This is a genomic window from Streptomyces sp. NPDC058198, assembly GCF_042882605.1.
In the GTDB taxonomy this organism is placed as follows: domain Bacteria; phylum Actinomycetota; class Actinomycetes; order Streptomycetales; family Streptomycetaceae; genus Streptomyces.
This window is the reverse complement of record NZ_JBHVVP010000008.1, coordinates 115,208-135,752: the sequence shown is the minus strand read 5'-3', so window position 1 is coordinate 135,752 and position 20,545 is coordinate 115,208. Positions and strand designations below refer to the sequence as shown.

At 72.0% G+C, this 20,545-nt stretch carries 16 protein-coding genes and 1 pseudogene; 8 read left to right on the top strand and 9 right to left on the bottom strand.

The window, feature by feature from the left end:
* Positions 1–117 precede the first annotated feature (117 nt).
* The 3 genes and pseudogenes from ACFVWW_RS24770 to ACFVWW_RS24760 all read left to right on the top strand — a co-directional run.
* Positions 118–984 (top strand): annotated as a pseudogene (locus ACFVWW_RS24770) (CU044_5270 family protein); the annotation flags it as partial.
* Between the two features lie 168 nt (positions 985–1,152).
* Complete coding sequence (locus ACFVWW_RS24765; RefSeq protein ID WP_384189477.1) at positions 1,153–2,418, top strand: hypothetical protein; 1,266 nt, start codon at positions 1,153–1,155, stop codon at positions 2,416–2,418.
* A 205-nt stretch (positions 2,419–2,623) separates the two neighbouring features.
* Positions 2,624–3,148, top strand: coding sequence for a DoxX family protein (locus ACFVWW_RS24760; protein ID WP_386879148.1), 525 nt, complete (start codon positions 2,624–2,626; stop codon positions 3,146–3,148).
* On the opposite strand, the gene ACFVWW_RS24755 is transcribed toward ACFVWW_RS24760, so the two are convergent.
* Positions 3,055–3,318 (bottom strand): hypothetical protein, encoded by a 264-nt coding sequence (locus ACFVWW_RS24755; protein WP_386879149.1) that lies wholly within the window; start codon positions 3,316–3,318, stop codon positions 3,055–3,057. The two genes, ACFVWW_RS24760 and ACFVWW_RS24755, sit on opposite strands and share 94 nt — an antisense overlap.
* Complete coding sequence (locus ACFVWW_RS24750; RefSeq protein ID WP_386879150.1) at positions 3,305–4,636, bottom strand: PspC domain-containing protein; 1,332 nt, start codon at positions 4,634–4,636, stop codon at positions 3,305–3,307. Before ACFVWW_RS24750 ends, ACFVWW_RS24755 begins: the two co-directional genes overlap by 14 nt.
* Before the next feature lie 339 nt (positions 4,637–4,975).
* On the opposite strand from ACFVWW_RS24750, the gene ACFVWW_RS24745 reads away from it, so the two are divergent.
* Positions 4,976–6,274 (top strand): PspC domain-containing protein, encoded by a 1,299-nt coding sequence (locus ACFVWW_RS24745; RefSeq protein ID WP_384189469.1) that lies wholly within the window; start codon positions 4,976–4,978, stop codon positions 6,272–6,274.
* Positions 6,275–6,369: 95 nt separating this feature from the next.
* Positions 6,370–7,092 (top strand): LuxR C-terminal-related transcriptional regulator, encoded by a 723-nt coding sequence (locus ACFVWW_RS24740; protein ID WP_384189467.1) that lies wholly within the window; start codon positions 6,370–6,372, stop codon positions 7,090–7,092.
* Between the two features lie 61 nt (positions 7,093–7,153).
* Here the strand turns inward: ACFVWW_RS24740 and ACFVWW_RS24735 are convergent, their stop codons facing one another.
* From ACFVWW_RS24735 to ACFVWW_RS24725, 3 genes are all read right to left on the bottom strand, one after another.
* Positions 7,154–7,531: a hypothetical protein gene (locus ACFVWW_RS24735; RefSeq protein WP_384189465.1), complete on the bottom strand. Its 378-nt coding sequence runs from the start codon at positions 7,529–7,531 to the stop codon at positions 7,154–7,156.
* 112 nt (positions 7,532–7,643) lie between these two features.
* Positions 7,644–8,687: an NlpC/P60 family protein gene (locus ACFVWW_RS24730; protein WP_386877984.1), complete on the bottom strand. Its 1,044-nt coding sequence runs from the start codon at positions 8,685–8,687 to the stop codon at positions 7,644–7,646.
* A 280-nt stretch (positions 8,688–8,967) separates the two neighbouring features.
* Entirely contained in the window at positions 8,968–10,137 is a 1,170-nt protein-coding gene (locus ACFVWW_RS24725; protein WP_386877983.1) for an NlpC/P60 family protein, read from the bottom strand.
* 361 nt (positions 10,138–10,498) lie between these two features.
* On the opposite strand from ACFVWW_RS24725, the gene pcrA reads away from it, so the two are divergent.
* Positions 10,499–12,991: a DNA helicase PcrA gene (gene pcrA, locus ACFVWW_RS24720; protein WP_384334245.1), complete on the top strand. Its 2,493-nt coding sequence runs from the start codon at positions 10,499–10,501 to the stop codon at positions 12,989–12,991.
* Positions 12,992–13,109: 118 nt separating this feature from the next.
* On the opposite strand, the gene ACFVWW_RS24715 is transcribed toward pcrA, so the two are convergent.
* Both ACFVWW_RS24715 and ACFVWW_RS24710 read right to left on the bottom strand, forming a co-directional pair.
* Positions 13,110–14,900 (bottom strand): peptidoglycan DD-metalloendopeptidase family protein, encoded by a 1,791-nt coding sequence (locus ACFVWW_RS24715; RefSeq protein ID WP_386877982.1) that lies wholly within the window; start codon positions 14,898–14,900, stop codon positions 13,110–13,112.
* A 222-nt stretch (positions 14,901–15,122) separates the two neighbouring features.
* Complete coding sequence (locus ACFVWW_RS24710; protein ID WP_384334251.1) at positions 15,123–16,019, bottom strand: esterase/lipase family protein; 897 nt, start codon at positions 16,017–16,019, stop codon at positions 15,123–15,125.
* Positions 16,020–16,405: 386 nt separating this feature from the next.
* Here ACFVWW_RS24710 and ACFVWW_RS24705 point away from each other — a divergent pair, with 386 nt between their 5' ends.
* Positions 16,406–16,819, top strand: coding sequence for a cobalamin B12-binding domain-containing protein (locus ACFVWW_RS24705; RefSeq protein WP_384189441.1), 414 nt, complete (start codon positions 16,406–16,408; stop codon positions 16,817–16,819).
* 66 nt (positions 16,820–16,885) lie between these two features.
* On the opposite strand, the gene ACFVWW_RS24700 is transcribed toward ACFVWW_RS24705, so the two are convergent.
* Positions 16,886–18,544, bottom strand: coding sequence for a DUF5691 domain-containing protein (locus ACFVWW_RS24700; protein WP_386877981.1), 1,659 nt, complete (start codon positions 18,542–18,544; stop codon positions 16,886–16,888).
* 49 nt (positions 18,545–18,593) lie between these two features.
* Entirely contained in the window at positions 18,594–19,949 is a 1,356-nt protein-coding gene (locus tag ACFVWW_RS24695; RefSeq protein ID WP_386877980.1) for an SWIM zinc finger family protein, read from the bottom strand.
* A gap of 132 nt (positions 19,950–20,081) precedes the next feature.
* Between ACFVWW_RS24695 and ACFVWW_RS24690 the strand changes: the two genes are divergently transcribed.
* Positions 20,082–20,516: an MmpS family transport accessory protein gene (locus tag ACFVWW_RS24690; RefSeq protein ID WP_384189436.1), complete on the top strand. Its 435-nt coding sequence runs from the start codon at positions 20,082–20,084 to the stop codon at positions 20,514–20,516.
* Positions 20,517–20,545 lie beyond the last annotated feature (29 nt).

Below are 20,545 nucleotides of genomic sequence, written 5' to 3'. Positions count from 1 at the left end.
CTCGTCCACCCTGCTCCCGCCGCGCCCGAGCAGAATCGCGCCGCGGTCAAAAAACTCGCAACGCTCCACTTCCTACGGACAGTCCATAGATAGCCGCACCTTTCACGCGGCCGACGGACTTTCCTCAAGGAGCGTTTCATGGCACAGACCACTCGCGACTCGATGCCCGCCCCCGTCGTGGCCCCGGCGGCCCGCCCGTCGTGGAAGCGGCGGTTGGCGCTGGTCGCCGCGCCGGCGCTGCTTGTCGCCGGAGCGGTCACCGTGGCGAGCGTCACCGGCGTCTTCGGCTCGTCCGCGCCGACGGCGAGCGCGGCCGCGCACCAGCAGGCGGTAGAGGTGCTGGACCGGATCTCGACCGTCGCGGCCGAGAGCCCGGCGTCGACGGTGAGTGACCGTCAGTACGTCTACACGAAGACCGCGGGCTCGCGGGACGTCCTCCAGGACGGCACGCTCCAGGGCACGGACGTCTTCGAGCGCCAGGACTGGCAGGCGGTCGACGGCAAGCGGAACGGCCTGGCCCGCGAGGTGTTCACGTCCGGTCCTTCGAAGGGCCAGAAGCTTCTCGGGGACGGCGGCATGACGCTGGAGGCCGACCCGAACGCCACGACGTACCGGGAGCTGGCCGCCCTTCCCACCGACCCTGACGCCCTGTCGAAGAAGCTCCGCGCCGATGTCCAGGGACAGGGCCCGAGCCAGGACGAGGCCCTCTTCGAGTACATCGGCTCGCTGCTCCCGCAGTCGACGCTGATCCCCGCGCTGAACTCGGCGCTCTACCAGGTCACCGCCGAGATCCCCGGCGTCGTCGTCACTAAGGACGCGGCCGACTCCGCCGGCCGCAAGGGGCTCGGTCTCGGCTTCAAGGAGTCCAACGGCTCCGGCGTCACCTGGGTCTTCGACGCGACGAAGCTGACCTACCTCGGCACCGACAAGTCCGCGCTCCTGGGCGTAGGCATCGCCGACCGGACGGGCGCGCAGCCCCAGTAGTCCCGGGACCGCCCGCACGGACCGTGAACACCGCCTGGTCAACACCGTAACGATGTCGTCACCCGGACTGACCGGGCCAACTGCGTGTTTCCCTCACTCAGTACGGCACAATTCGCATACGGCGCAAGGAAGTTCACTGGGATCAGGGCGGGGAAGGCGGCGTTCGGCGTGTCGGTGCAAGAGGCGAGACTGGGCGCGCACGGCGGGGGCTGTACGTGCGGTGACTGCCCGCACGGAGCGCGCGAGGGGCACCGGCGGGCCGTGGCCGCGTTCCTGGCGAAGCGGGACGAGCTGGCCGCCGGGCACGGGCTGCCCGCCGCGGTCGCGTACTCACCCGGAGCCTCCCGGCAGTGGGTGTCCGACGAGCTCACCCAGTCCGCCCGCGCCGTCGCCGACCGCAGCCGCGAAGCGGGCGCGGCCTGGCTGCACTCCGTCTGGCGGCTCACGCTGCTGGCGGTCTGGGGCGGCGTCCTGCTGCTCGCCCTGGCCCAGGCCGCGACCGCGATCGGCTCCGGCTGGACGGTCGCCCGTACGGCGGGGCTGCTCGCCGCGCTGGCCGTCGCCGGGCTGCTGACCGGGGCAGCCAGGCTGCACCGTGCGCGCGGCGGACTGCTCGCGCCGCTGATCGGTGAGGACAACCGGCTGTCGACCTCACGGACCGTCGCCTCCGCCTGGGTGCTGCTCGTCGTCTTCGCCGTGCTCGTGCTCGCCCTCCAGCTCGCGGGCGCCTCCGGGCACGCTCAGCGCGACGAGCTGGTCGCGGGCCTGGAGCTGGCCAGGGGCGCCGGCCTGGTGACCGTGCTGGCCGTGGTGTGCGCCATCGCCGTCGTCGTACGCCGCGTGGTGGCCGTACGGGTGCTGGCCCAGCGACTGCAGAAGGTACGGGCCGAGCGGCCGCGGCCGGCCGATCTGCTCTGCGACGACGCCGGGCGCGGCAGCTTCACCGATGTGCAGTACGCCGTGGTGAACGCCGTCGCCGTGCTGTTCTCGGTGGTCCGGCTGGCCCGGCGGCCCGAGCAACTGCCCGATCTGCCCTGGGCGCTCGCCCTGCTGGTCGCCGTCTCCGCCGCGACCTACTTCGCCGGAAAGTACGCGGAGGGCGGGCGGCCCGTCATCCTGTCGGTGGTACGGGCCCGCGAGGCGGGGGACCTGGACGCCCCCATCCGTACCGGCGACGACATCGAGATCCGCGGCGCCGGCTTCGTACCGCCGGGCGCGGGCACCCCGGACCGGCTGGCCAGGATGGTCGTCAGGATCGGCCCGGTCCATGTCCATGTCCCGCTGGTGCCGGTCCCCGGCGGCTTCGCCAACCCCGCCGACACCTCCCTCACCGTGCCGGTGCCGGTGGACGTCGAGCCGGGCCCCGTCGAGGTGCAGGTCGTCACGGCGGCCGGGGTGGAGACCAACCCGGTCACCGTCGAAGTGATGGACTGAGCAAAGCTCGCTGAGCGAAACTGGCTGCGTCTGAACGGACCTGGCCTGTATCTGTTTCACACCGGTTAGGGGTATGGCCGATTCCGACAGGTGATCGGCCCGTCCGCTGAGCGCGGGACGCGTCGTATGCGTATGCATGGAAGAGGCACGCGGGGACATGCACCCCCGCGGCGGCGTGGACAGGGACAGGGAAGGCGGACCGGCGATGACACTTGGCTACCGGACGGACACTTACGGACAGACCGGACCCGGCGGTGAGCGGAGCGGCTGGCGTGAGAACGCCACTCGTTACGCGCTGCTGCCGCTCAGGATCTTTCTCGGCATCACCTTCATCTACGCGGGACTCGACAAGCTGACCGACAGCGCGTTCCTCTCGGCGTCGGGCAGCGGGTCGATCGGCGACATGATGCGCGGCGTACGGGACAGCTCGGCCATCCCCGCGCTCGTCGATCTGGCGCTCAGGAGCCCCGAGGGGTTCGGCTACGCCATGGCCCTCGGCGAACTCGCCGTGGGCCTGGGCACCCTCTTCGGACTGCTCACCCGGCTCGCCGCACTCGGCGGCGCCCTCATCTCGCTGAGCCTGTGGCTGACCATGAGCTGGCAGAGCGATCCGTACTACTACGGCAATGACCTGCCCTATCTGATGGCCTGGCTGCCGCTGGTGTTCGCCGGTGCCTCGATGTTCTCCCTGGACGCGGTCCTGGCCAGTCGGCGGCGGCGTACGCGGTAGTGCGTCCAGGTCACCGGGGCGGCCACGAGGAGGCCGCCGGAGATGACCGGGAAGACCGTGTACCACGGGGTGTGCCAGGCATCCACCGCGTCGCCCGCGTAGGCGATGGCCGCACCCAGCACCGTCAGGCCCACGACCAGCCGGCCCGGCCGGATCTCATGAAGAAGCACGGGTCACCTCCACCTGGCCGAGGCCGACTTCGAGCCGCAGCTCCAGCGTGCCGGCCGGGCCGGCGCCCGCCCGTGGCGTGAGCGTGCGCTGACGCGACTGGTCCGGGGAGACATCCACGTCGTTGGGCCGCTCCCCGGGGAGGCTGATGTCCCCGAGGCCGGTGGTGGCACGCACCTTCACGGTCACTCCGTCGGGGACGACGACCTTGAGCAGCCCGGCGCCGACCTCGGCGGACGTGCTGACGGTCCGCCCCTCGGGGACGGTGACAGCGCCCAGATCGAGGGTGCCGACACCGGAGCCCAGTTCGTACCGCGGCTGTACGGCGGAGACCGAGGCCGGGGTCCAGTGCTGGCGGCCCCATTCCGTGCTGATGTTCTTCGGGACGGCGGAGGCCCCCGCGAGCAGCCCGGCCGTGACCAGGGTCAGGAAGATCGTGCCGACGCCGGTACGGCCCAGGAAGGTGCTGGCCGCGAGACCGAGGCCGAAGACCGCCAGCGCGGCGGCCAGGCCGATCTGCACGCTCGTACCGAACGGCCGGCTCTCCCAGGACAGGCCCGTACCGAGCCCGCCCGCCAGCAGGGCGAGCAGGAAGACGATGCCGCCGATCCCGCGCGGCCCCCGGGAGCGGGAGGCGCGCACCGGGGCGGTCTTGCGGTATCCCGGCGGCGCCGCGTCGGCGATCCCGTCCTCCGGTCCCCACAGATAGAGGGCGCCGGCCGGATCCGAGGCGCCGTCCTTGACGATCGGGTCGCGCCACCACGAGGGGAAGCCCGGGGTCGGCGGCGCCTTGGTCTCCGGCGGCGCCTCCGCGACGGCGTGCGCGGTGGCGGGGTCGAGCGGACCGCCGGCCGGAGCGGTGACCCGGCGGCGCTGGGACCAGACGGCCGAGCCCACGACCGCGATCGACAGCATCGCGGCGAAGCCGAGCGTGCCGCCGTTGCCCAGCATGGACAGGAACAGCCCGCAGCCGATCAGCGCGAGCAGCACGGCGATCAGCGACGCACCGTCGACCCGGCCGGACAGCAGCCTGCGGGCCTCGTTCTCGTCCTCGCCGTCGAGCGGGATCAGCAGCCAGGCGAAGCCGTAGAAGATCAGCCCGAGGCCGCCGGTGACGGTGAGCACCCCGATGACGATCCGGAAGATCACCGGATCGACGTCGCAGTACCGCCCGAGCCCGCCGCACACGCCGGCGAACACCTTCTGCCGCGGACTGCGCCGCAACCGCGAGGCCGCGGGGGGCGACACCGGGCCCGCGGCGGAGGCCGGCGCCGACGGTGGCGGGGGCGCGGGGGGCGGCTGGGTCGGCGACTGGGTCATACGTCCATGGTGACGGCGCCGGTGCCGTGGCTCCAGCCACCCCGACCCTGGGCTGTCCCTGATATCGGCCCCGGGCGGTCTAGGGGATGTACTCCCTTACGACCTGGTGCACGATAGCCAGCGGGCTCCCGACGCCCTGCGACTCCGCCTCCGGCGTTGTCGTCAGTCGACGACGCTCCGCGTCGCCTCCCTCCTCCGCCTTGGATGCGAAGCCGCATGACGCCGCTCGCTGATCCACTGGCTGTCGTGCACCAGGTCGTTAGGGGTTGCGTCATCAGGGTCGCGTCAGGGGTCGGACCCTGATGTGCCCGTCCGCCCCGCCGTGTGACCATCGGTGTCATGCCCGCCGCCCCGCCCCGCGCCGCCACGCCGTCATCCTCCCGCGCCACCGCGCCGGAGGAGCAGCCGCCGCGCAAGCTGTACCGCAGCGCGGACGGCCGGCTCCTCGGCGGGGTCACCCGCGGGCTGGCCGGCCATCTCGGCCTGCCGGTCGTCTGGGTACGGCTGGTCTTCCTCGGGCTCTTCTTCGCCCAGGGCCTCGGCGCGCTGCTCTACGCGGTCTTCTGGATCGTCGTCCCGCTCGGTGTCGGCGGTACGGCGACCGAACCGCGTTCCGTCTTCGAGCTCAGCCCGGACGGCCGGCGCCGCCTCCGCAAGCCGGACAAGGGCCAGATATTCGCGCTGATCGCGCTGGTGATCGGCGCCGGCATCTTCATCGGCAACGTCAATCTGGGCCGCAGCCACGCCGACCGCTACATCTGGCCGATGCTGCTGATCGGCGCGGGCGTCGTCCTGGTCTGGCGGCAGGCGGACAACGCGCGCCGGGCCCGCTGGACCGAGGTCGGCCGCCGCCGCCGGGTGCTCCAGCTGGCGCGCGCCTTCGCGGGGGTCGCCCTGGTCGGCCTCGGCCTGGCCGTCTTCATGGTGGTGCGCGGCGCGGCGGCCCAGCTCGGCAACGTCCTGACCGGCGCCATCGCCGTCGTGGCCGGGGTCGCGCTGCTCGCCGGGCCCTGGCTCGTACGGATGACCCAGGACCTCTCCGAGGAGCGGCTGATGCGCATCCGCGCCCAGGAGCGCGCGGAGGTCGCCGCGCATGTCCATGACTCCGTGCTGCACACCCTCACTCTCATCCAGCGCAACGCGGACGACGGGGGCGAGGTCCGCCGCCTCGCCCGGGCCCAGGAGCGGGAGCTGCGGGCCTGGCTGTACAAACCGGAGGGCACGGGCAAGGACGAGGAGGACGAGCCCACGACCCTCGCCGAGGCGGTGAAGCGGACGGCGGCCGAGGTGGAGGACTACCACGGAGTGCCGATCGAGGTCGTGGTCGTCGGCGACTGCCCGCTCGACGAGAGACTGGCCGCACAGATGCAGGCCGCACGCGAGGCGATGGTCAACGCCGCCAAGTACGGTGGCGAGGGGGGCGCTGTGCAGGTTTTCGCGGAGGTGGAGGGCCGGACGGTCTTCCTCTCCGTACGGGACCGGGGGCCGGGGTTCGACCTGGACGCCGTGCCGGACGACCGGATGGGCGTCCGGGAGTCGATCATCGGCCGGATGCAGCGCAACGGCGGCACGGCACGGCTGCGGTCGGTGCCCGGCGGCGGCACGGAAGTGGAGCTGGAGATGGAACGGGCGGACTGACCGCCGGCGGGCGGGTGACTGCCGGCCGGAGAGCCGGTGACCGTACGGTACGAATGCCGCGCGGGCGGCGGAGCGACGAGGGCGAGGGGTACACCATGAGCGAGGGCGTACAGGCCGAAGGCACTCCGGGGGAGAGCGGCGGCCGGGCCGAGGACGGCCGCCGCGCACGGGTCGTGCTGGTCGACGACCACCGGATGTTCCGTACCGGCGTACAGGCCGAGATCGGCCGCACCGAGCAGACGGGCGTCGAAGTCGTCGGTGAGGCCGCCGATGTCGACCAGGCGATCACCGTGATCACGGCGACCCGTCCCGAGGTCGTGCTGCTCGACGTCCATCTGCCGGGCGGCGGCGGCGTGGAGGTGCTGCGCCGCTGCGCACCGCTGATGGTGGCGTCCGAGCACCCGGTGCGCTTCCTGGCGCTGTCGGTCTCCGACGCGGCCGAGGACGTCATCGGGGTGATCAGGGGCGGTGCCCGCGGCTATGTCACGAAGACGATCACCGGCGCGGATCTGGTCGACTCGATCTTCCGGGTGCAGGACGGCGACGCGGTCTTCTCCCCCCGGCTGGCGGGGTTCGTCCTGGACGCCTTCGCGTCGACGGACGCGCCGCCGGTCGACGAGGACCTGGACCGGCTCACGCAGCGGGAGCGCGAGGTGCTGCGGCTGATCGCCAGGGGTTACGCGTACAAGGAGATCGCCAAGCAGCTCTTCATCTCGGTGAAGACCGTGGAATCGCATGTCTCGGCGGTGCTGCGGAAGCTCCAGCTCTCCAACCGGCATGAGCTGACGCGCTGGGCGACGGCCCGCAGGCTGGTCTGACGGCGCCAGGACCGCGGTCCTTACTGCGGTCCTTCCCGGGGCTTCCCCGAGCTTCCCGGCCTTACGAGCAGTACCACCGGGTCACGTACGTCCGGTTCTGATGGCTGAGCACGCCGCGGATGCACTCACCCGGCAGGGTGTCGAGCGTGCCGGTCAGCTCGGCGCGGCCCTGCCGGGTCCACTGTGTGCCGAACCAGCCGGGGAACGCGGTGATCCGGTCGTCCTTGCGCTGGTAGCCGAGGCGTACGGCGATGTCCGGACGGCCCGCGTGCTGGACGTAGCGGACGGTGAAGCCGCCCGCGCCGCCGATCGGGCCCTCTATGCAGAGCCGCCCGCCGGAGAGGTCTCCGCAGCTCTTGGGGGTGAATCCGACCGGTGCCATGATGAAGAGGGCGCCGACGGTGAGCCCCGTCGCTCTGACTGCGGTGGCTCGTCTCACGGCAACCCCTTCGCGGGCCGATGGCGTGCTGCTGCTCATCGTGACCTGGGGGAGGGGGCGGGGCATCCCGGCGTGGGCCAGTGCGGCGACGGGGTGTGGTGCCGGGCGGCTCTCAGGCGGGGCGGGCGGCTCCCGCGAACGGCATCTGGTCGATCGGGGCGATACGGACCGCGGCGCCGGGCCGCGGGGCGTGGATCATCTGCCCGCCGCCGACATAGAGCCCGACATGGCTGATCCCGGAGAAGAAGAACACCAGGTCGCCGGGGGCGAGCTGGGAGCGCGGGATCCGTGGCCCCGAGTTGATCTGGGTGTACGTGGTGCGGGGGAGGGAGACTCCGGCGGAGCGCCAGGCGGCCTGGGTCAGCCCCGAGCAGTCGAAGGACCCCGGCCCCGTCGCGCCCCAGACGTACGGCTTGCCGATCGCGCCGTACGCGTAGGCGACGGCGGCCGCAGCGCGGGAGTCCGGCGCCGCCAGCGGGCCGTGGACCGTCGGCCTGCCGGCCTGGGTTCCGGTCGTACCGCCCTGCTGGTCGTACTCGGCGCGCTGCGGGGCGGTGAGCCGGTCCAGCAGCCGCTGGGCGGCGTCCAGCTTTCGCTGGATGGCGGACTTGTGCCGGGCCAGTTCCGACTGGCGGGCCCTGAGATCCACGAGCTTGCCGTCGGCCTGCGCGCGCAGCGTGGCGATCTCCGCGAGTTCCTTGCGGATTCCGGCGATGGCGTGGGCCTGGCGGGCACCGGCCCGTTCGGCGAGGGCGGCCCCTTCGAGGAACCGTCCGGGCTTCGAGCTGAGCACGAGCTGTACGGCGGGATCGAGGCCGCCGGCCCGGTACTGCGCGGCGGCGATCGAACCGAGCGCGTTGCGTGAGGTGGTGAGCCGCTCCGTTCTGCGGGTGGCCTCGTCGCGCAGCTCCGTCAGTGCGGCGCGGGCGTCGTCCGCCTTCTCCTTCGCCCCGTTGTACCGCTCGGTGGTGGCTTCCGCCTGCTCGTACAACGTGTCCACCTTGGCCTTGACCTGGGCGGGGGTGAGCCGGGGCTCGGCGTGCGCGGGCCCGTCGAGGGCGGTGGCGGTCGCGGCTCCGGCGAGCGCGAGCGTGGCGGCGGTGCGGCCGACGGGGCCGGTGAGCCGGCGCTGCTTTCGTTTTCGGTGCGCTGCCACGGGGGTGGTCCTCTTCCTTGCGTCCGTCAGGGGTGGCGGTGGGGCCACCTGGAGAAGGACGCTAAGGGGCAAGGTCACAGGCCGGTGTCGGCATGGCGGGTATTGGCGGCAGGTGAGGGATCTGGGGCGCTTTGTGACCGGGATGATCGCGGTGGAACGCTGCTCTTCCGGCCGGACCCGACCGATCCGGAAACAAGCCCCCACCCGGCCACCGAAGCTGGTACGGCCCCGGCCGCGTGCCGGGCCCGTGCGCGCGCCGGGCCCGGCTTCCGCTGATCCGTTATGCCGGGCGGACGCTGCCGTAGATCGGCATGTAGTAGATGGACTCCTCGCGGACGTTCGCGCCCGGTTTGGGGGCGTGGATCATCATGCCGTCGCCGATGTAGATGCCGACATGGCTGATGTCGTCGTAGAAGAAGACCAGATCGCCGGGGAGCAGATCCTCCGTCGCGACCCGGGTGCCGGCCTTCACCTGGTCCCAGGTGGTGCGCGGCAGTTCGACGCCCGCTTCCTTCCAGGCGGCCTGGGTCAGGCCCGAGCAGTCGTACGAGCTGGGGCCCGTCGCGCCCCAGACGTACGGCTTGCCTATCTGCGTGCGGGCGAAGGCCAGGACCTTCGCGGCCTTGGTGGCGTAGGTGCCGTCGGAGGTCCCGGAGCCGGTGCCCGCTCCCGTGCCTGTGCCGGTCGACGGGCGCTGGGCCTGCTCCTCGCGCAGGCGGTCGGCCTCCGCCTTCGCGCGGGCTTCCGCCTCGGCCTTCGCTGTCGCCTTGCGGCGGGCCTCCGCTTCCTTCTCGCGCTCCAGCGCGGCCAGCCGCGCCTTCTCCTGCGTGGTCAGCCGCGACAGCAGCGTCCGCGCCGCGCCCAGCTTCTGCTGGACGTTCTGCTTGCTGGTCCGCAGCGACGCCTGCGAGGCGGTCAGCGACTCCAGGCTCTTCGCCGCCTGCGCGCGCTTCTTCGCGGCGGCGGCCTGCTGCGACTGGAAGTCGGTGACGGCGCCGCGCTGACGGTCGGTCAGCCGTTCCATCAGCTGGGTCTGGTCGAAGTACGTCTGCGGGCTGTCCGCGAACATCAGGGCGGCGGCCGGGCTGACCGCGCCCTCCCGGTACTGCGCGGCCGCGTAGCTGCCGAGCGTACGGCGGGCCTCGTTCAGCTTGTCCGCGCGCTTGGCGACCTCGTCGAGCACCCGGTCGACCGTGCGCCGCTGCTTCTCCGTGGCCTCTTTCGCCTTGTTGTACTGCTGCGTGGCGACGCCGGCCTGGCGGTAGAGGTCGTCGACCTTCTTCTGCACCTCTTCCACCGACGGCGCCGGCTCGGTGGGCGCGGCGTTCGCGCTCTGCGTCGAGAGCAGCGTGACGGACGCGAGGGCGGCCGTCGTGATTCCGACGGCGGGGGAGTTGGTGCGTACTCCGCTACGGCTGCGCGGTTTGCGATGCGACGCCAAGGCCGGCATCTCCTTCCGTGGACCGCCTGCCACCCCGGTTGTGCGGAGTGGGTCCTCGGTTCTGGACTTCCGTGCGGGAAGCCCGCATTCGGCATGGGCCGCCCGCTCGGCGTGGGTCGCCGACGGGGGTACGGGCTGCCTGATCGAGCACGCTAGCCAAAGTGTGGTGCTGATGTGAAGGTCGATGGCCGATATGCCCGATACATTTCCGTGACATTTGCGCATGCGATGCGGAGGGAAGCCTTCCGGAGGGGCTGTCGTCACCCTTCGTGACCGCGCGAGCGCCCTGCGCCGGAGATCGCCGCCCCGCGCCGGGGACTTTCCAAGGCGGCCGCGGGCTGTCAGTCCGGCGGCCTAGACTCGTAGAGCGATGAGCAGCCTCTTTGACGACAGTTTCCTGGCAGACCTCCAGCCCTCCGGCGACGAGCACCCCCCGCCGCCCGAGGAGCATGCCGACCACGCCCCGGAACAGATGCCGGACGACCTCTTCGAGGGCGCCTTCGACCAGCCCCCCGCGCGGGATCCGTATCACCGCGACGGGGCCCCGCGCACGGTCGTGGACCCGGTCGCGCTGCTCGAAGGGCTGAACGAGGAGCAGCGCGCCGCCGTCGCGCACACCGGATCGCCCCTGCTCATCGTGGCCGGGGCCGGGTCCGGCAAGACCCGGGTCCTGACCCACCGGATCGCGTATCTGCTGGGCGCGCGCAGCGTGCACCCCGGCCAGATACTGGCGATCACCTTCACCAACAAGGCCGCGGGCGAGATGAAGGAGCGTGTCGAGCAGCTCGTCGGCCCGCGCGCCGCCGCCATGTGGGTGATGACGTTCCACAGCGCGTGCGTAAGGATCCTGCGGCGCGAGTCGAAGCGGCTCGGGTTCACGTCGTCGTTCTCGATCTACGACGCCGCCGACTCCAAGCGTCTGATGGCCCTGGTCTGCCGCGATCTGGACCTCGACCCCAAGCGCTACCCGCCCAAGGCCTTCAGCGCCAAGATCTCGAATCTGAAGAATGAGCTGATCGACGAGGAGACCTTCGCCGACCAGGCCACCGACGGTTTCGAGAAGACGCTCGCCGAGGCGTACCGGATGTACCAGGCGCGGCTGCGCGAGGCCAACGCCCTGGACTTCGACGACATCATCATGACCACCGTCCATCTGCTCCAGGCGTTCCCCGATGTCGCCGAGCACTACCGGCGGCGCTTCCGGCATGTCCTGGTGGACGAGTACCAGGACACCAACCACGCCCAGTACACGCTCGTACGCGAGCTGGTGGGCCCCTCCGGCGAGGATGACGACCCGGCGGAGCTGTGTGTCGTCGGCGACGCCGACCAGTCGATCTACGCCTTCCGGGGCGCCACGATCCGTAACATCCTCCAGTTCGAGGAGGACTACCCGGACGCGACAACTATTTTGCTGGAGCAGAACTACCGCTCCACGCAAACGATTCTCAGCGCCGCCAACGCCGTCATCGAGCGGAACGAGAGCCGCCGTCCGAAGAATTTGTGGACGAAGGCCGGCGCCGGCGCCCAGATCACCGGCTATGTCGCGGACACCGAGCACGACGAGGCGCAGTTCGTCGCCGACGAGATCGACCGGCTGACGGACGCGAGCGAGGCCAAGGCGGGCGACGTCGCCGTCTTCTACCGTACGAACGCGCAGTCCCGGGTCTTCGAAGAGATCTTCATCCGGGTCGGCCTGCCGTACAAGGTCGTCGGCGGCGTGCGCTTCTACGAGCGCAAGGAGGTCCGCGATGTGCTGGCGTATCTGCGCGTGCTGGCCAACCCGGAGGACAACGTCCCGCTGCGCCGGATCCTCAATGTGCCCAAGCGGGGCATCGGAGACCGTGCGGAGGCGATGATCGACGCCCTGGCGCTGCGGGAGAAGATCACCTTCCCGCAGGCGCTGCGGCGCGTGGACGAGGCGTACGGCATGGCGGCCCGCTCCACCAATGCCGTCAGGCGCTTCAACACGCTGATGGAGGAGTTGCGTACGGTCGTCGAATCGGGCGCCGGGCCCGCGACGGTGCTGGAGGCCGTGCTCGAACGGACCGGCTATCTGGCGGAGTTGCAGGCTTCGACCGACCCGCAGGACGAGACGCGCATCGAGAACCTGCAGGAACTGGCAGCGGTGGCGCTGGAGTTCGAGCAGGAGCGTGGCCAGGCCGCCCAGGGCGACGACGGCACGGGCGACGCGGCCGGCGGCGCTGCCGCCACGACCGGCACGCTCGCCGAATTCCTGGAGAAGGTGGCGCTCGTCGCCGACTCCGACCAGATCCCCGACGAGGACGAGGACGGCTCCGGGGTCATCACGCTGATGACGCTGCACACCGCGAAGGGACTCGAGTTCCCCGTGGTGTTCCTGACGGGCATGGAGGACGGCGTCTTCCCGCACATGCGCGCCCTCGGCCAGACGAAGGAGCTGGAGGAGGAGCGGCGCCTCGCGTACGTCGGCATCACGCGCGCCCGGGAACGGCTCTATCTGACGCGGTCCTCGATGCGGAGCGCCTGGGGGCAGCCCTCGTACAACCCGCCGTCGCGGTTTCTGGAGGAGATCCCGGGACATCATCTGGACTGGAAGCGGACCGGCGCGCAGATTCCGGCGGGTCCGACGTCCGGGGTCACGTCCTCGCTGTCGTCCTCGCGGTCGCGGTCCGGCGGCGGCCCCTCGGGCTTCGCCACCCGGCGTACGACGGACAAGCCGGTGGTCTCGCTGGTGGTGGGCGACCGTGTCACGCACGACCAGTTCGGCCTCGGCACGGTGATGGCGGTGACGGGCACGGGCGCCGACGCGCAGGCGACGGTCGACTTCGGGGACACCAAGCCCAAGCGGCTGCTGCTGCGGTACGCGCCGGTTCAGAAGCTGTAGCGTCCGCCGGCGGGCCTCCCGCCACACGGGCACAAGGGCATACAGACATACGGATATACGGCGGAAGCCCCCTCCTCGGAGGGGGCTTCCGTCATGAGTACGTTCCGCGGTCCGCGCGCTACGTCGGGCTGACACCGTGGCTGCGGAGCCAGGGCAGCGGGTCTATCGCGGAGCCGCCGCCGGGCCGTACCTCGAAGTGCAGGTGCGGTCCGGTGGAGTTGCCGGAGTTGCCCGAATACGCGATCACGTCACCGGCCTTGACCGTGCCCGAGCGGATCTTGGTGGTGCTGAGGTGGCAGTACCACGTCTCGGTTCCGTCGGCGGCGGTCACGATGGCCATGTTGCCGTAGGCGCTGTTGTACTGCGTCCGTACGGTGCCGTCGGTCGCGGCCATCACCGGCGTGCCGTACGCCACGGGGAAGTCGATCCCGGTGTGCACGGACATCCAGTTGACGCCGGCCTGGCCGTAGTAGGCGCTGAGTCCGTGCTGCGAGACGGGGAGGACGAACTTGGGCCGCAGGGCCTCCTTGCGCGCCGCCTCCTCCTCGCGCTGCTTCTTCTCCGCCTCCTGCCGTGCCTTGAGGTCGATGCGCTCCTGGGTACGGCTGGCGCGGTCACCGAAGTCTCGGGCGTCGGCGCTGAGGGCGGCCAGCTGGGTGTCCAGCTTGTTGTTGGCCGCGACGGGCTTGACGGAGCCGGGGTCGGGGGCCGAGGCCGTCGTGGTCGTGTCGTCCTGGGTCTCCTCGCCGCCGAGTCCGCCGACGGAGGCGGCGGCGATGCCGGCGACGCCCATCACGCAGGCGGAGGGGACCGCGACGGTCAGGAGCGCGGAGCGCTTGGCGGGTGTACGGCGGCGGCCGCGGCTGCCGTTCGCGCTGCCGCCGGCCCGGCGTACCGGGCGGGGCGTGAGAGTGATGGCGGGTGCGGTCATGGTCGCTGCCATGTGCACCTGGTCGGACTCGGGGTCGTCGTCGTGGCCGGCCTGCGTGTCGGACCCGTTGTCGGACCCGGTCTCCTGGACGTCGTCCTCGGCGTCGGGGCCGTACTGCTCCTGCGGGCTGTACTGGCCGTCCGGGGTGTACTGGCCGTCGGCGTCGTACGGGCCGTCCGTCTCGTACGGCCCGTCCTGCGCGTACTGCGCCTGGGGGTCGTACTGCTGCTGCGGGTCGTACTGGCCGTCCGGGGTGTACTCCGCGTCGGGGTGGTACTGCTCCGGTACGACGGCTTCCGAGAGGAGCGTCTCCGGCGCCGCGTCGGGCGTCGTGCCGCCCGAGTTCCACGCGGTGGCGTCGTACGCGCCGGTGTCGAAGGCGGGCGCCGCCCACTGAGCGGTCGGCTCGTGGGCGAAGGGCGCGGCCTGGAACTGCCCGGCGTCGAACTGCGCGGTCTCGAAGTGCGCGGCCTGCGCGGGGTCGAACGGGAGAGGGACCGGCTGGTCCGACGCGCCGTACCCGAACTGGGTGGCGCCGAACTGCGAGCCGTCGAACTGGGTCTGGTCGAACTGGCTCTGGTCGAACTGCGTCTGGTCGAACTGGGCCTGATCGAACGGGGTGTTGTCGAACTGTCCTGTCTGGACAGGCCCGTTCAGCTGGTTCGCCTGGTTCCAGGCATCCGCGTCCCACTGTCCCGTGGCATCGGGCTGGCCCAGGTGGTCCGCCGGCTGCTGATAGCCGGCGTCGGCGGCGGTGGCCCACTGGCCGCCGGCGTCGTACTGCGGCGTGCCGTACGCGTCATATCCGGCCGTCTGGTGGGCACCTGAGTCCCACTGCGTGGTGTCGTACTGCCCGTTGTGGGCCGGGGAACCTTCGTGGCCGCCCGGAAGGTTGCCGAAGAGCGGATCGGTCTCGAAGCTGCCGGTTTGATAGCCGTCATATGCGGCATACCCGGCGTGGGCGTGCTGGTCGTTCACCAACTTCTCTCTCGCCTCGGCAGCAGAACCAGGGTCTGGGGTCCGGTCCTGACCGGACGGACCCCAGAGGGAAAGCAGTGGCCGCGACTGTACCCGGCGGTATGCGACGGCGACAATCTTCGGCAGGTTTTGGGCTGCGCGGAAACGGGCATTCGGCCGTGTTTCGGCGGACTGTGGGCACAGCTTTGGCCCTACGTTCGAAGGGTGTTCGAGGGAAGTCCGTCAGGCGACGGAGGCCGTACCGCCGGTACCGGTGCCGCTTTCGCCGGACTCGGGCCCGTTCTCGAGGGTGCGCCGGATGCCGGAGACGACCGCGGGGTGGACCGGCAGGGCGAGATGGCCGACGCCGCTCACGCAGACGTTCTCCGCGAGGAGATCCGGGTGCTCGATCCGGGCCGTCCCGACGGGGCTCATCAGCTGGTCGAGATCGCTCCAGAAGCTCACGAACCGGGTGCGGCAGCCGGGCGCCGGCAGCCGCAACTCCTCGATCAGGGCCGATCCCGGCCGCATCTGCCGTACGACGGGATGGGCGCTCGCGATCGGGGCGGCGGCGGTGCCCTCATGGGGCGTACCGAGGGTTACCAGGGTGCGTATCCGGGTGTCACCGCCCAGGCGCTGTACGTAATAGCGGGCGATCAGACCGCCGAGGCTGTGCCCGACGACATCGACCTGACGGTGTCCGGTGCGGGCGCAGATCTCCTCGATGTGCCGGCCGAGCAGCTCGGCGGCCGTACGGACGTCGCAGGTCAGCAGCGAATAGTTGAGCGATACGAGATGGCGCCAGCCGTGCCGGGACAGCGAGCGGCGCACCAGGACGAAGACCGAGCGGTTGTCGACGAGCCCGTGAAGCAGGACGACGGGCAGGTGGGAGCGGCCCCCGGTGGGGAGCTGGGAGGTTTCCGGCGGTAGGGCGGCGGCGCGGCGCTCCTGGACGACCCCGGCCGGGTAGAGGAAGAGATGGCCGGTGAGGATCGCCAGCTCCAGCGCGGTGGCGCGCAGGACGGCGACGGGGAATTCGGGGAATTCGGGGTGGCCCACCCGGTCCACCTGGCGCAGCAGGGGCTGAAGCGACTGAAGCGGCTGCAGTACGAATGACGGAAAGGCGGGCAGGAATTTCATGGCCGACCTCCGAACGGCACCCGGGAGGCGGCTCTGTCCCCCGGTGCCCTCATGGGGCGCCGCTCATGGCGGGTCGGGTGGCTGCCGACACGCCGGGGGCCGGTACACAAGCCGCGCCACCGCGCCGCGCGGCTGGCGGCACGGTGGAACGGGGCCCGTGGGTCGGCTCCCTGTGCGGCTCCCCTTGCGGCCGTCCCTGCCGCCCGAAGTGCCGGGCGGTGCGGGAAGGACGCAAAGCGAACATGTCCCATGTGTGATTTCCCCCTCGCGGGCCTCCGCGAAACGGCCGCTTGCGGGATGCTGTAGATAACGTTCGTTCACTTCTCCGGCCCGACGGGCCCGGGAACCCGGACCAATGACGGCGCAGTCGGTATGTGGAGGCAGTGATGGGTGTGACCGGTCCGATCCGCGTGGTGGTGGCCAAGCCGGGTCTCGACGGCCACGATCGCGGGGCGAAGGTGATCGCGCGTGCGCTGCGGGACGCGGGGATGGAGGTCATCTACACGGGTCTCCACCAGACGCCCGAGCAGATCGTGGACACCGCGATCCAGGAGGACGCCGACGCGATCGGCCTGTCCATCCTGTCCGGTGCCCACAACACGCTCTTCGCGAAGGTGATCGAGCTTCTGAAGGAGCGGGACGCGGCGGACATCAAGGTCTTCGGCGGCGGCATCATCCCGGAGGCGGACATCGCTCCGCTGAAGGAACTGGGTGTCGCGGAGCTCTTCACCCCGGGCGCGACGACGACGTCGATCGTCACCTGGGTCAACGCGAACGTCCGCCAGCCCGCGGGTGCGTGACAGCGGGGCGTGACAGCGGCGCCTGACAGCGGTGCGCGGGCCGGCCGGACCGGGCCGGCTCGCGCGCTACGGCTGCGCCAGTTCCGTCAGCATCGACGCGCGCAGGCGCAGGGTCGAGACCAGCCGCTGGAACGCCTCCGACCAGTAGCCGCCCGCGCCCGGCGACGCGTCCTCCGGCTCGTCCGGGGTCGCCGTGAGCAGCTCCAGGAGGCTCGCTTCCGCAGGATCCAGGCAGCGTTCCGCGAGGCCCATGACCCCGCTGAAGCTCCACGGGTAGCTTCCCGCGTCCCGGGCGATGTCGAGGGCGTCCACGACCGCGCGGCCGAGCGGCCCCGCCCAGGGCACCGCGCAGACGCCGAGCAGCTGGAACGCCTCCGACAGACCGTGGGCGGCGATGAACGCGGCCACCCAGTCGGCCCGGTCGCCGGCCGGCAGCGTGGCGAGGAGTTTGGCGCGCTCGGCCAGGGACGGGGTGCCGGGGCCGGTGGCCGGGGATGCCCCGGGCGGGCCCAGCAGGGCGCCGGACCACCGTGCGTCCCGCTGCCGGACGGCCGCCCGGCACCACGCGGCATGCAGTTCGTCCGCCCAGTCGTCCAGCACGGGCAGCGCGACGATCTCCTCCGGCGAGCGGCCGCCGAGCCTGGCCTGCCAGGAGTCCAGTGGGGCTGCTTCCACCAACTGGCCCAGCCACCAGGAGCGTTCGCCCCGCCCGGCGGGCGGTGTCGGGATCACGCCGTCCCGCTGCATATCCGCGTCGCACTCGTGCGGCGCCTCGACCATGACGGCCGCCCCGCCGCCCGTGCGGTCCATGCTGACGCAGGTCGCCGCGCGGGCCGCCATCCGTCCCGCGAGCGCGGAGTGCGGCAGGGCGGAGAGCAGCTCCGCCGCGGTGGACCGGACATTGCGGCTGCGGTCCGACAGCGCCTGTTCCAGGAAGGGTTCGTCCGCGCCGGACAGCCCGGTCCGCAGGGAGTCGAGGAACATCAGCCGGTCCTCGGCGCGCTCGGTGGACCACGTCGAGGCCAGCAGCTCCAGCGCATCCTGGCCGCCCCCGGCCCGTACGGCGGAGAGCAGAGCGACCCGCTCGGCGAACAGGCCCTCCTCCCAGAGCAGCCGGACGGCCCCGGTGTCGCGCGTATCGGGCAGGACGGAGCCACCGGACGCGCCCCGCAGGGCGAACTTCCACTCCGGATTGAGCCGGGCGAGCCAGAGTCCGCGCGGCCCGGCGAACCTCAGGGCCTGCGGCCGCAGATCGGTGCGCGCGCGGGCCGCGTCGAGCAGCGCGGGCAGTACGGCGGCGGGCGCGCGGTACTCCCGGTCGTTGGCCGCGGCGAGCCACTGGGGCAGCAGCTCTGTGAGATCCGGTGCCGTACCGCGCCGGCCGCTTCCGCCCGAGGGCGCCGACCGGTCGGCGAGCAGCTGCGTGAGCCGTCTGCCGGCCGCCTCCGGCAACGGTCCCCGGCCGTCGTGGGGCGCCGGCTCGGGGCGCCCGGCGGCGCGGGCGGGGAGCAGGCCCGCCCTGCGCCGTACGGTGTGCAGCGCGGCGGCGTCCAGCAGGGCGACGGGTGCGTCCCGGCCCGGGGCCATGAGCTCCGCCGGTGGGGTGCGGCGGTCCGTGCCGAGCAGCGCCGAGGTGACGAGCTCTTCCCAGGGCGTCGTGGCGCGGGCGGTACGGGTCGTGCCTGAGGCGGCGGTAGTGGCGGCGGTGGTGCTGGTGCTGGTCATCGGGTCCTCCGTACGTGCGTCGGGTCGTCCGAAGCGGCGCGGGCGGCGGTCAGGTGAGAGGAACCGGCCCCGGTATCTCCGCGGACCAGGCCGCGAGCGGGTGGAAGCCGCGGTGGCCGCATTCGCCGAAGACCGTGACCGGGCCGCCACCGGACAGCGCGACGAGCTTCCACAGCCCGGGGCGCGAGAGGGCGGCGGGCGCGACGGGCAGCGCGGATCCGCCGTCGGCGTCGGCCAGTTGCCAGCCGCCTCCCATCTCGGGGACGGGTATGACATCGCTCAGCGTCGCCGGCCACGACTCCAGCCAGGGGTCGTCCCGCAGCGCGCGGCCGTACGCCTCGACCGCGGCGGCCGTGGAGCCGCCCGGCGGCGGCCCCTGGATCGGGGCCGGTGCGCCGAACTGGCTTCCCCAGTCGGCCCGCAGCTGCCCGGCGCCCGCGTGCGGCGTGACCTCGGCGTCGATCATCAGGCCCACCGGCAGCCCCAGCTGGGGGGAGCGGCCGGCCGCCCCGAAGGACAGCACCAGCGCGGAACGCCCCGAGTCCCGTCCGTACAGCCGGATACGGCGGGTGATCAGCTTGCCGTCCGAGGAGTCGTCCTGAGCGAGGACCAGCCAGTGGTCCCGGACCGGCGCGCCCCCGGCGGGCGACGGAAGGCCGACCCGGGTGCGGACCGTCGCCGCCAGCGGCTCCGGCAGCCGGTCGAGCCCCAGCCATCCCGTGGTCAGCAGGTGCAGCAGCGCGGACTCCTCCAGCAGCCGCACCGGCCACCCGGGGCCCGAGCCCGGGATCGCCCCCAGCTCCCGCACGCGCCCGGCCAGCCCCGGCGCCTGCGCGTCGACCATGCGGGCCGCCGTCTCCTCCCACAGCCCGTATCCCGACTGCTCCGCCGCGGCCAGTCCGCCGCGCAGCAGATCCGTCAGCCGCTGCTCCAGCTCCGAGGCGCCCGCCGTGATCCGCACGGCCCTGCGCTCCGCCCTGCGCCTGGCGGCCGCCGGATCGGCCGGCTTTCCGGCTCCGCCCTCGCCCGGGGCCCCCTCGGCCGTCCCCGCGCTCTTCTTCCGGCGCTCTTCGAGCCAGTCCCCGGCCCAGCCGGGCGCTTCCGGCTTCTCCCCCACGGCCTTCTCGTCCGCCGCCCAGAGCAGCAGCAGCCCCAGCGCGTGCTTGCACGGAAACTTCCGGCTCGGGCAACTGCACCTGTAGGCAGGGCCCGTGATGTCCACTATCGTCTGATACGGCTTACTGCCGCTGCCCTTGCACAGGCCCCACACGGCTCCCGCGCCGCTGCTCCCCGCCTCCGACCACGGCCCGGCCGCGCTCAGCTTGTTTCCCGCCCTGCGTGACGCGTCGTCAGGAGCCAGAGCCAGCACCTGTTCCGTCGTCCAGCGCACCCCCGGTTGATTCATGGGGATGACGTTAGGACGCCCCACTGACAATCGCCCTGACCTGCTGATTCAACGGAGCTTGGGCGGGGGCGCTTTACTTTTTCTTTGCTACCGTGGGCGAGCTTCCTACACCAAGATCCGGGGGGATCACCGATGAACCGCACCATCCGCGCCGCCGTCTGCGCCGTCGCCGTCAGCGGCCTCGCGCTCGGCCTGGGCGCCTGCTCCGAGGCCACCGAGCAGATCGACAAGGCCGTGGTCGAAGAGGTCGACAAGGCCGTCAACGAGACGTACGAGGTCACGTACGAGGTCACGGGCAAGAACATCGACACGATCGACTTCCACGCCGGCGGGGGCGAGGCCATGAACCCGAAGATCGAAAAGGTCGAGAAGCCCACGCTGCCCTGGACGAAGACGGTCACGCTCCGCGGGATCATGCCGCCCGCCGTCATGCCGATCGCCGTGGATCCCACGGGCGCCGAGGTCACCTGCAAGATCATCTACAAGGGCAAGGTCATCACGGAGGAGTCGGGCGAGGGCCTGACCGCCGCGGGCGGCTGCGTCGCGGCCTCCCCGATCGTGGAGTAACTCCCTCAACTCCCTCAACTCTCTCGCGA